The following is an 8808-nucleotide window of genomic DNA, read 5'->3' as shown; positions in this document are numbered from 1 at the left end:
ACCCACCCTCGCCGAGATCACCACCCTCGTCGAGGAGGCCCGCGCGGCCGGCCAGCAGGTCGCCGTCGACACCGAGCTGCCCTGCCCACCGGACGCGGACCCGGCATCCGGCGGTGACCCCCTCCGCGCGCTGGCCGGCGCCGGCGACCTGCGCCCCCAGGCGCAGCGCACCGCCTACCGGGTCGTCCAGGAGGGCCTGACCAACGCCCGCAAGCACGCCCCGGGCGCCCGCGTCCACGTCCGCATCGCCGGCGACCCGGGCGGCACGCTGACCGTCACCGTCGACAACCCGCTCCCCGTCGGCCTGGCCCCCACCGAGATCCCCGGCGCCGGCGCCGGCCTCACGGGCCTCCGCGAACGCGTCGAGCTCGACGGCGGCGAACTCCACCACGGCACCACCGACGGCACCTTCACCCTCCAGGCCCGACTCCCCTGGCCCGCATGAGGCTCAACCCACCACGCTGCTGCGGACGTAAGGGAAGTCGAGCGTCCTCTCATCGCAGCGATGAGAGGTTCAGTCTTCGTGGGGCACCTGCGGCCGGGTGACCGGCACGACGGTGAGGAGGTCGTCCAGCCCCTTGAAGTCGTCGGGGTTGGTAGTGAAGAGCGGTAGGTCTTCGGTCACCGCGATGGCGGCGATCATCAGGTCCGTCACCCGGCGACGCGGCTTCCGCCCCGCACTGATCACAGCGGCACAGACGCGGCCGTAGATGCGGGCCGCCTCAGCAGTGAAGGGAATCGGGTCGAACTCGTTCTCGGCGCGTTGCAGGATATCGAGCCTGCGAGCGCGTTCGTTGTGTTCGCCATAAGCGCTCTGTTCGTCGTCGCGACGGACCTCATGTGGAGGTGTCGAGAAGTCCCCGCTCATGCACGACGCGATCAGCGGGCATAGGGGTCGTCCTGATCGGTGTCCTGATCGGCGCGGAACGTGTCCAGATCGACTTCGGGCGCCGTCCTGGACATCGCGCCGAACTCCAGACGGGAGACGAACCGGCGGCGTCGACGCAGCGGGACAAGCTCACCGATCGGGTGTCCGTCACGAGTGACGGTGAACGACTGGCCGCCCCGTACGGCATCCATGATCTCGCGGGACCGGTTGCGCAGGTCCCGCTGAGTGATTTCGGGCTGAACGCTCATACTCACCGCGGTAGCACCATGTGGCACGAGGTAGCACACTGATTCCCCATGCTTCTGGAGCCCGCCGTAGCCGCTGCTGGCCTCCGCCCCGGACGGGTCGGTGAGCCCCGCCGCCCCGGGCCCCTCCGGGGCCTACGGGCAGGCCGTAGGGTGGCGGCATGGGTGTGGAGCAGGTGGGGGGCATGGGCGACTCGGGTCAGCCGGTGCGGGTCCTCCTCGTCGACGACGACGCGCTCGTCCGGGCGGGTCTGCGGCTGATGTTGCGCGGCGCGGACGACCTGACGGTCGTGGGCGAGGTCTCCGACGGCGACCAGGTGGTCCCGGCAGTCCGCGAGCTGGCACCCGACGTGGTCCTGATGGACATCCGCATGCCCGTACAGGACGGCATCGCCGCCACCCGGGAACTCGTCGGCGCGGGCGCGGAACGGCCGCCGCGCGTACTGGTGTTGACGACGTTCGGCTCGGAGAGCACGGTCCTGGAGGCGGTGCGCGCCGGCGCCGCCGGCTATCTACTCAAGGACACCGAGCCGGAGGAGATCGTCGAGGCCGTGCGCCGCGCGGCGGCGGGCGAACCGGTCCTCTCCCCCGCCGTCGCCCGCACCCTCATGCGGCACGCCGCAGCGACCGCCACCGACTCCCGGGCGAGCCAGGCCCGTACCCGTCTCGCCGTGCTCTCCGACCGCGAACGCGAGGTGGCCGCGGCGGTGGCCGACGGCCTGTCCAACACGGAGATCGCCGAACGCCTCTACATGTCGGTCGGCACGGTCAAGGCCCATCTCTCCAGCGCGCTCAGCAAGCTCGACCTCGACAACCGCGTCCAACTCGCCCTCCTCGCCCACGACGCCACCGACCGCTGACGCCCCGCTCCGGCAGGAACGTCGGAAGGGGGGCGCGGGCGGCTCCTGGCCGTGGCGTGCGAGGGCGTGTGGTGGGTGCAGTTGGGCGGTGGGGATCCCGTGAAGCCGTAGCCCCGTGGCGCGGTGTTGACCGATCGCGCCGAACCCCTTGACCGTCCGCGCCGGACATCGACGGCAAGCTCAGCCGGTCCGGTTACGTCACGTGGAACGCCGACCCGAGCGACTACAACAAGGTCTACGGCGACTCCATCCACGTCACGGACCGCGCCGCCGACGGGTACGCCATCAAGGGCCAGGTGAAGCTGGCCTCCACCGGTGTCATCGTCAGCACCGCCTCCACCTCCGGCAAGAAGGCGCCGGTGACCGTGCGCGGGACCAAGAACCTCAAAGAGGGAACCAAGATCTACTACCGCGGCTGCGTCACCAAGGCGGGCAAGAACCACGGCTGCACCAACTGGCATCCGGGCAACGTCTGATCCCCGCCTCCCACCCCCAGGTGAGACGTCGCCGGCCGTCTCCGCCGGAGGCGGCCGGCGACGTCTCGTAGCGGCGGCCCGTCAGTGCCGCCCCCTCAGCGGACGACGTCGAAGACGTTCTTCTGGATGCCGTTGGCGTACGCCTCGTACTCGACCAGCTTCAGCTTCTGCGTGTCCTTGTCGGAATCGCTGAACAGGCGCTTGCCCGCGCCGAGGAGAAGCGGGAAGACCAGCAGGTGGTAGCGGTCGATCAGCCCGGCGTCCGAGAGATTCCGGTTGAGGGTGGCGCTGCCGTGCACGACGATCGGCCCGCCTTCCGTCTCCTTCAGCGCGGCGACGTCGTCGAGGGAGCGCAGGATCGTCGTCTCGCCCCAGTTCGACACCAGGTCGTCCTCGGCGAGGGTGGTGGAGACGACGTACTTGGGCATCGCGTTGTAGTCGGCGAACTCGCCCATGTTCGGCCACACCGGGCTGAACGCCTCGTAGCTGACCCGGCCGAGCAGTATCGCCGCGGCCTCCCGCTGCTCCCGGTCCTTGATCTCGTAGGCCTCGGGCAGGAACTCGACGTCCTTGAAGGTCCACCCGGAGTTCCGGTAGCCGGGCTCACCGCCCGGGGCCTCGACGACACCGTCGAGTGAGACGAACGCCGTGCTGATGAGAGTGCGCATGTTGCATACCTCGGTGTCTCGTGTCGTGCGGGACGGGGTCGAGAGGTCGACCCCTCACCACGTACCGACGGCTCACACGAGCATTTTTCGTCGCCACCGGCCGGAAACCGAACGATACTCGTCCTCATGGCCGACATGGAGGCGTTCCGGGACGCGGTCGCCGCGTGGGCGGCGGGTGGCCCTGGCGACCCCGCGCACGAACTGGCCGCGCGTGTGCCGGTACGGGCCGCCGTCCTGCTCGAAGGGCTGAGCGACGTCGCGGCGGTCAACGCGCTGGCGGAGCGCCGGGGCCGTGATCTGGCGGCCGAGGGGGTCTGCGTTCTTTCGATGGGCGGCGCGATGAGCGTCGGACGCCATACCCGGCTCCTCGGCCCCGCCGGCCTGGGCCTCCGTCTCGCAGGGCTGTGCGACGAGGCGGAGGCCTCCTACTACGCACGCGGTTTCGAGCAGGCCGGCGCGGGGCCAGGAGCGTTCTTCGTCTGTTCCGCCGACCTCGAGGACGAACTCATCCGTACCCTGGGCGTCCCACGAGTGGAGGAGTTGATCCGGGAAGAAGGCGACCTGCGCGCTCTGCACACTTTCCTCCGCCAACCGGCGCAGCGAGGCCGCGCCCCGGAGCAGCAGTTCAGACGCTTCCTCGGAACGAAGAAGGGGCGCAAGATCCACTACGGCCGGGTCCTCGTCGAGGCTCTCGCGCCCGAACGCGTACCCGCGCCACTCGACGATCTGCTCTCGTCCCTCCGACCACCGGCGGGGGCGCGCTGACCACCGGCGGGGGCGCCTCACGAAACCCCCGCCGCCGTCAGCTCGCCGAGAGCTTCCCCGTCGAGCCGACGTACCCGTCCGGGCGGACGAGCAGGACGTCGCGGCGGGCAGGATCCTGCCACGTGGCCCGGACAAGACGGTCGGCGGCGAACGGCAGCCCCGGAGGTGTCCTGAGCGCCGCGCCTTCCGGGCCGACGAGTACGGCCTCCCCGGCGCGCAGCAGTTCGTAGAGCCGCCCCTCCCGCAGCGGCAGGTCCGGCACGCGGCGGGTGCCGGAGCCGTAGGAGATCCCGACCCCGCTGATCGCGCCCATGACCCGGTCCGCAGCCGGCCGAACCGTGTTGAGCACCCCGGCGGCGAGACCGCGCAACGCACGTCGAAGCGGACTGCCGGCCATCGCGAGTCGCACCAGTGCGCCGCTGCTGCGCAGCACCTTCGCGCCGACGGGGTGCCGTTCGGCGTGGTAGCCGTCGAGCAGCGACTCGGGTTCGGGAGCGTCGCCGCGCAGCACGGAGACGAGCCGCCAGGAGAGGTTGGCGGCGTCCTGGAGGCCGGTGTTCATGCCCTGCCCGCCGGCCGGCGAGTGCACGTGGGCGGCGTCTCCTGCGAGGAAGACCCGACCGACACGATAGGCAGGAACCTGCCGCTCGTCGCTGTGGAAGCGGGACAGCCAGCGCGCGTCGTGCATCCCGTAGTCGTCGCCGAGGGCGGCGCGGGCGATCTCGCGGACCTCGGCGAGGTCCACGGGTGTGTCGTCGGCGACCTGCCGGTCGCGGTTCCAGCCCATGACGCGGTACCAGCCGTCGCCGAAGGGCGCGATGAAGGCGAAGGCGTCGCCCACTCCGTTGACGGTGAGCAGCCCTTCGGGCTCGCGGGCCAGCCGGACGTCGGCGAGAACGAGGGAGCGGATGACGGACGTGCCGGGGAAGGGCAGTCCGAGCGCGGTACGGACGGTGCTGCGCACGCCGTCCGTGCCGACGAGGTAGCGCGCGCGGATGGTGCTCACGCTCCCGCGCTCGGCGTCGGCGAACTCGGCGGTCACTCCGTCGGCGTCCTGTCCCAGCTCTCGCAGCAGCGTGCCGTGGCGGAAGTCGACGCCGGCCGCGCGGGCGCGGCGCTCCAGCAGCCGCTCCACCTCGTACTGCGGGGTGATCAGCAGATACGGGAAGCGGGACGGCAGGCGGCTCAGGTCCAGGGAGAGGCGGCGGAAGAGCCGGAGTTCGGTGACGGGCGTACCGGTGGCGGTCAGCTCGTCGGCGAGGCCGCGTGCGTCGAGGAGTTCGAGGGTGCGGGCGTGCACGCCGAACGCGCGGGTCAGGTTGCCGCGGCCCGGCGGGCGGCGCTCGACGAGGGTGACGCGCCGACCGGCGGCGGCGAGGTCGCCGGCGAGCAGCAGCCCGGTGGGGCCGGCTCCCACCACAAGGACATCGGTGTCGGACTTCGGGTGGTGCATGACTGCCTCCCGTAGGTTCCCGGATGCTCCCGCATGTTCCCGGATGCCAACGCTTGTTGGTCAACGCTTGTTGGCAACAGTAGACGCCGAACACCACGACATGTCAACAGTTGTTGGCCTACACTTGTTGGCATGCCGACCGCCCGCCGCTCCGACACCACCCGCGCCGCGATCCTGGAAGCCGCCCGCGAACGCTTCGCCGCCGACGGCTACGAGCGCGCCACCATCCGCGCCATCGCCCGCGACGCCGACATCGACCCGTCGATGGTCATGCGCTACTACGGCAACAAGGAGGGCCTGTTCGCGGCGGCCTCCGCCATCGACCTACGGCTCCCCGACCTCACCGCACTACCCGACCGCGACCGCGTCGGCGCGGTACTCGTCGAGCACTTCCTCGACCGCTGGGAGGACGACGAGGTACTCACGGCACTGCTGCGGGTCGGCGTCACCAACGAGGCCGGGGCCGCCCGCATGCGGTCCGTCTTCGCCGAACAACTGGGCCCGGTCGTCCGCGACCTCCGTCCCGGCGCCGCCGACGCCCCCCGCCGCGCCGCGCTTGTCGCCTCCCAGATCCTCGGCATGGCGCTGACCCGCTACGTCCTGCGTCTCCCCCCGGCCGTCGACATGCCCCGCACCGACGTCATCGCCTGGCTGGCCCCCACGATCCAGCACTACCTCACCGCCGACCAGCCGTGAGGCCCGTCCGCGCGGCCTACGAGCTGACGGGCAACTCCCGTGCGCGCCGACGGGCTTGGGCCCGTAGCGCCTCCAGCCGGCCGTGGAACGCGTTGTGGCGGTTCTGGTCGAGGTTCAGGGGGAGGTCGAGCTGGTGCATGAGCTGTGTCTCCAGCTCCCATGGTTCGCTCCGCTCGATCCAGCACACCCGCGCGTTGTCCGCCATCCACTGGCTCAGGGTGGCTTCGCCGGTCTTGCCGAAGGTCATCCGCTCGCCGCTGCCCACGCGGCGCAGTTCGAGCCCGAGCAGGCAGCCGAGAGTGAGCCGCAGTGTCGAGCCGGACGCGTTGCCCCGGAAGTGGTTGCGCACCCGGCTGCGCACGGTCTGGGTACTGGTCCGGTTCGCCATGCGGCGCGGTGCTATTCCGATATAGAGCAGCCGCCCGGCGTCCAGAGCCGGGTGCGGTGGTCGGGAGAAGTGCCACCCGTAGACCCCGGCCGCCGCCGGGACGGGACTCGGACGCACCAGGACCTCCCGCGCCGAGAACAACCGGTCGGGACTGACAAGAGCGGTCGCCGCCACGAAGCCTCCAAGCCTGCCGTCGCTGATCCTCGCAGGCTAGTGGTCACCGCTGACACACAACGTCACCTTGGGGCTGTGGTGCGCGCACAGCCGCCGTGGCACGATGACGGGCGGGGAGAGGGGGACGTGATTCAGTCGGTGCTCGCGAACATCGCGATCGGGCTGGTGACCAGCTTGCTCGGCGGTGCGTTCGTCTGGTTGTGGGAGCGGGCCAAGCGCATCCGTGCGGAGAACCGGAGGGCGGCCTTCTTCGGTGTGCGGCCCGGGCAGCGGTGCCTGATCGTGGTGGGCGACAAGTACAACTCCCCCGGCACCGCACATCGGCGGGATGTACGCGCGGTCGTGGAACTGGCTCTGCTCGCCGGAGAGTTGGGTTGCGACGTCTCGGTGGAGTCCGGCGACTTCCGTGGCGGCAACGGTGATCGCACCGAGTTCTGCGTGGGCGGCCCCGCGGAGGGAGTCAACGCCCGCACCGGCGGCCACCTCGCCGCTCACCTGCCCGGGGTTGTCATCCATGCCTACGACGGCACGGCTCCCGACTCGGTGGCCATCGAGGTCGGTACGGAGAAGTTCCTGTTCGACCGGGGCAACGAGGAGTACGCCCTGGTCGCGAAGTTCACCCCGGCCGAGTCCGCCTCCCCGGTGTTCCTGGTGGCCGGGCAGACGTCAGTGGCCAATCTGGCCGCGGTCCACTTCCTCCGGCGCGAGTACCGGCGGGTGGCCGGACAGCTGTCGTCGGTGGAGCGCTTCTGCGTACTCATCAAGGTCTCCGGCATCGGAACCTACGAGTTCCACCGCGCGACGCTCGAGCGGGAGGTCACCACCGCCGCGTTCGGAGAGTAAGCACGTTCAGCGGGCCGGGCCGCGGATCTCGGCCGGCCGCCTCGCGCCAACACGAAGCCCCCTACCGGCGGGGAAGACCGCGGGTAGGGGGCCGTTGCGCGGTGGGTTACTTCTTCTTGCCCTGGTTCTTGACGGCTTCGATGGCGGCCTTGGCGGCTTCCGGGTCGAGGTAGGTGCCGCCGGGGTTGAGGGGGCGGAAGTCCGCGTCGAGCTCGTAGGAGAGCGGGATGCCGGTGGGGATGTTGAGGCCGGCGATCTCGGCGTCGGAGATGCCGTCGAGGTGCTTCACCAGCGCGCGGAGGCTGTTGCCGTGGGCGGCGACGAGGACGGTCCGGCCGGCGAGGAGGTCGGGGACGATGCCGTCGTACCAGTACGGCAGCATGCGGACGACGACGTCCTTGAGGCATTCGGTGCGGGGCCGCAGCTCCGGGGGGATGGTGGCGTAGCGGGGGTCGTCGCTCTGCGACCACTCGGTGCCGTCGGCGAGCTCCGGCGGCGGGGTGTCGTAGGAGCGGCGCCACAGCATGAACTGCTCCTCGCCGAACTCGGCGAGGGTCTGGGCCTTGTCCTTGCCCTGGAGCGCGCCGTAGTGCCGCTCGTTGAGGCGCCAGGAGCGGTGGACCGGGATCCAGTGGCGGTCGGCGGCCTCGAGGGCGAGCTGCGCGGTGCGGATGGCCCGCTTCTGGAGGGAGGTGTGCACGACGTCGGGGAGCAGGCCGGCGTCCTTGAGCAGCTCTCCGCCCCGGACCGCCTCCTTCTCGCCCTTCTCGTTCAGGTTGACGTCCACCCAGCCGGTGAACAGGTTCTTCGCGTTCCACTCGCTCTCGCCGTGGCGGAGGAGGATCAGCTTGTACGGTGCGTCGGCCATGCGGCCAGCCTAATGGCTGCCGCATGGCCGACCGTGGTGGCCGTCCGCGCTACGGACGCGTAGGGCGAGGTCCCTCGATCAGGTGAGTGGTGACCTGCTCAGATGCCTGGTCTCAGGCTGCTCGGATGCCGGGGCGCGGCCTGCTCAGATGCCCATGGAGGCCATCTCCATCGGGGAGCGGTAGCGGGAGGCGGCGTTGATCACGCAGATGCGGTAGGTGCGGTTCTGCTTGACGACGAGGAAGTAGTCGCGGATCTGCTTCCAGTAGTTGCGCAGGTAGCCGAGGCCGGGCATGAAGCCGGGCGGGCGGGGGACGAGGGCGAAGGCCTCGGAGCAGCGCAGGATGCCCTCGGTCGCCTCGGAGAGGACTTCGGCGACGGCCGCGTTCATGTTCCAGCCGGCGGCCAGGTCGGGGTTCCAGATGGCGGCGGCTATCTCACGGAGGGCTTCCTGCTCCTCGGGGGTGAGATCGCTGGTCGCGGC

At 70.8% G+C, this 8808-nt stretch carries 12 protein-coding genes and 1 pseudogene; 6 read left to right on the top strand and 7 right to left on the bottom strand.

Annotated elements, in window-relative coordinates:
- Nucleotides 1-445: sensor histidine kinase (locus FNX44_RS28125; RefSeq protein ID WP_323369505.1), on the top strand; the 445-nt coding region annotated here is incomplete at its 5' end.
- A 69-nt stretch (nt 446-514) separates the two neighbouring features.
- Here the strand turns inward: FNX44_RS28125 and FNX44_RS19590 are convergent.
- Nucleotides 515-853 (bottom strand): annotated as a pseudogene (locus FNX44_RS19590) (PIN domain-containing protein); the annotation flags it as partial.
- A gap of 26 nt (nt 854-879) precedes the next feature.
- The gene (locus FNX44_RS19585; RefSeq protein WP_143649668.1) at nt 880-1137 is read right to left on the bottom strand and encodes a type II toxin-antitoxin system Phd/YefM family antitoxin; all 258 of its coding nucleotides are present in this window, start codon (nt 1135-1137) and stop codon (nt 880-882) included.
- A 158-nt stretch (nt 1138-1295) separates the two neighbouring features.
- On the opposite strand from FNX44_RS19585, the gene FNX44_RS19580 reads away from it, so the two are divergent.
- On the top strand, nt 1296-1994 hold the full coding sequence (locus tag FNX44_RS19580) for a response regulator (RefSeq protein WP_228450026.1): 699 nt from the start codon (nt 1296-1298) through the stop codon (nt 1992-1994).
- A 296-nt stretch (nt 1995-2290) separates the two neighbouring features.
- Nucleotides 2291-2470: a hypothetical protein gene (locus tag FNX44_RS19575; RefSeq protein ID WP_143649666.1), complete on the top strand. Its 180-nt coding sequence runs from the start codon at nt 2291-2293 to the stop codon at nt 2468-2470.
- A gap of 95 nt (nt 2471-2565) precedes the next feature.
- Here the strand turns inward: FNX44_RS19575 and FNX44_RS19570 are convergent, their stop codons facing one another.
- Nucleotides 2566-3138, bottom strand: a complete 573-nt coding sequence (locus FNX44_RS19570) for a dihydrofolate reductase family protein (protein WP_143649665.1) — start codon at nt 3136-3138, stop codon at nt 2566-2568.
- 126 nt (nt 3139-3264) lie between these two features.
- Here FNX44_RS19570 and FNX44_RS19565 point away from each other — a divergent pair, with 126 nt between their 5' ends.
- Nucleotides 3265-3903: a TOPRIM nucleotidyl transferase/hydrolase domain-containing protein gene (locus FNX44_RS19565; RefSeq protein WP_143649663.1), complete on the top strand. Its 639-nt coding sequence runs from the start codon at nt 3265-3267 to the stop codon at nt 3901-3903.
- Nucleotides 3904-3940: 37 nt separating this feature from the next.
- Here the strand turns inward: FNX44_RS19565 and FNX44_RS19560 are convergent, their stop codons facing one another.
- A complete protein-coding gene (locus FNX44_RS19560) occupies nt 3941-5356 on the bottom strand; it encodes an FAD-dependent oxidoreductase (RefSeq protein ID WP_143649661.1) in 1416 nt (471 codons plus the stop codon).
- 132 nt (nt 5357-5488) lie between these two features.
- On the opposite strand from FNX44_RS19560, the gene FNX44_RS19555 reads away from it, so the two are divergent.
- Nucleotides 5489-6052, top strand: a complete 564-nt coding sequence (locus FNX44_RS19555) for a TetR/AcrR family transcriptional regulator (protein ID WP_143649659.1) — start codon at nt 5489-5491, stop codon at nt 6050-6052.
- A gap of 16 nt (nt 6053-6068) precedes the next feature.
- Here FNX44_RS19555 and FNX44_RS19550 read toward each other — a convergent pair whose 3' ends face one another.
- On the bottom strand, nt 6069-6614 hold the full coding sequence (locus FNX44_RS19550; protein WP_143649657.1) for a GIY-YIG nuclease family protein: 546 nt from the start codon (nt 6612-6614) through the stop codon (nt 6069-6071).
- Between the two features lie 126 nt (nt 6615-6740).
- On the opposite strand from FNX44_RS19550, the gene FNX44_RS19545 reads away from it, so the two are divergent.
- A complete protein-coding gene (locus FNX44_RS19545) occupies nt 6741-7457 on the top strand; it encodes a hypothetical protein (RefSeq protein WP_323369504.1) in 717 nt (238 codons plus the stop codon).
- 106 nt (nt 7458-7563) lie between these two features.
- Here the strand turns inward: FNX44_RS19545 and FNX44_RS19540 are convergent, their stop codons facing one another.
- Together FNX44_RS19540 and FNX44_RS28120 are read right to left on the bottom strand one after the other, a co-directional pair.
- Nucleotides 7564-8325 (bottom strand): phosphoglyceromutase, encoded by a 762-nt coding sequence (locus FNX44_RS19540; RefSeq protein ID WP_143649655.1) that lies wholly within the window; start codon nt 8323-8325, stop codon nt 7564-7566.
- Between the two features lie 144 nt (nt 8326-8469).
- A partial coding sequence (locus FNX44_RS28120) for a hypothetical protein (RefSeq protein ID WP_228450025.1) occupies nt 8470-8808 on the bottom strand: 339 nt, incomplete at its 5' end.

The organism is Streptomyces alkaliterrae (genome assembly GCF_007097205.2).
GTDB classification, from domain to species: domain Bacteria; phylum Actinomycetota; class Actinomycetes; order Streptomycetales; family Streptomycetaceae; genus Streptomyces; species Streptomyces alkaliterrae.
The sequence above is the reverse complement of the archived record's forward strand: the minus strand, read 5'-3'. Positions and strand labels throughout refer to the sequence as shown.

Excerpts from the sequence above, each read along its gene's own strand:
- FNX44_RS19585 (WP_143649668.1), bottom strand. The coding sequence starts at position 1,137 with ATGAGCGTTCAGCCCGAAATCACTCAGCGGGACCTGCGCAACCGGTCC.
- FNX44_RS19580 (WP_228450026.1), top strand. The coding sequence starts at position 1,296 with ATGGGTGTGGAGCAGGTGGGGGGCATGGGCGACTCGGGTCAGCCGGTG.
- FNX44_RS19570 (WP_143649665.1), bottom strand. The coding sequence starts at position 3,138 with ATGCGCACTCTCATCAGCACGGCGTTCGTCTCACTCGACGGTGTCGTC.
- FNX44_RS19565 (WP_143649663.1), top strand. The coding sequence starts at position 3,265 with ATGGCCGACATGGAGGCGTTCCGGGACGCGGTCGCCGCGTGGGCGGCG.
- FNX44_RS19560 (WP_143649661.1), bottom strand. The coding sequence starts at position 5,356 with ATGCACCACCCGAAGTCCGACACCGATGTCCTTGTGGTGGGAGCCGGC.
- FNX44_RS19555 (WP_143649659.1), top strand. The coding sequence starts at position 5,489 with ATGCCGACCGCCCGCCGCTCCGACACCACCCGCGCCGCGATCCTGGAA.
- FNX44_RS19540 (WP_143649655.1), bottom strand. The coding sequence starts at position 8,325 with ATGGCCGACGCACCGTACAAGCTGATCCTCCTCCGCCACGGCGAGAGC.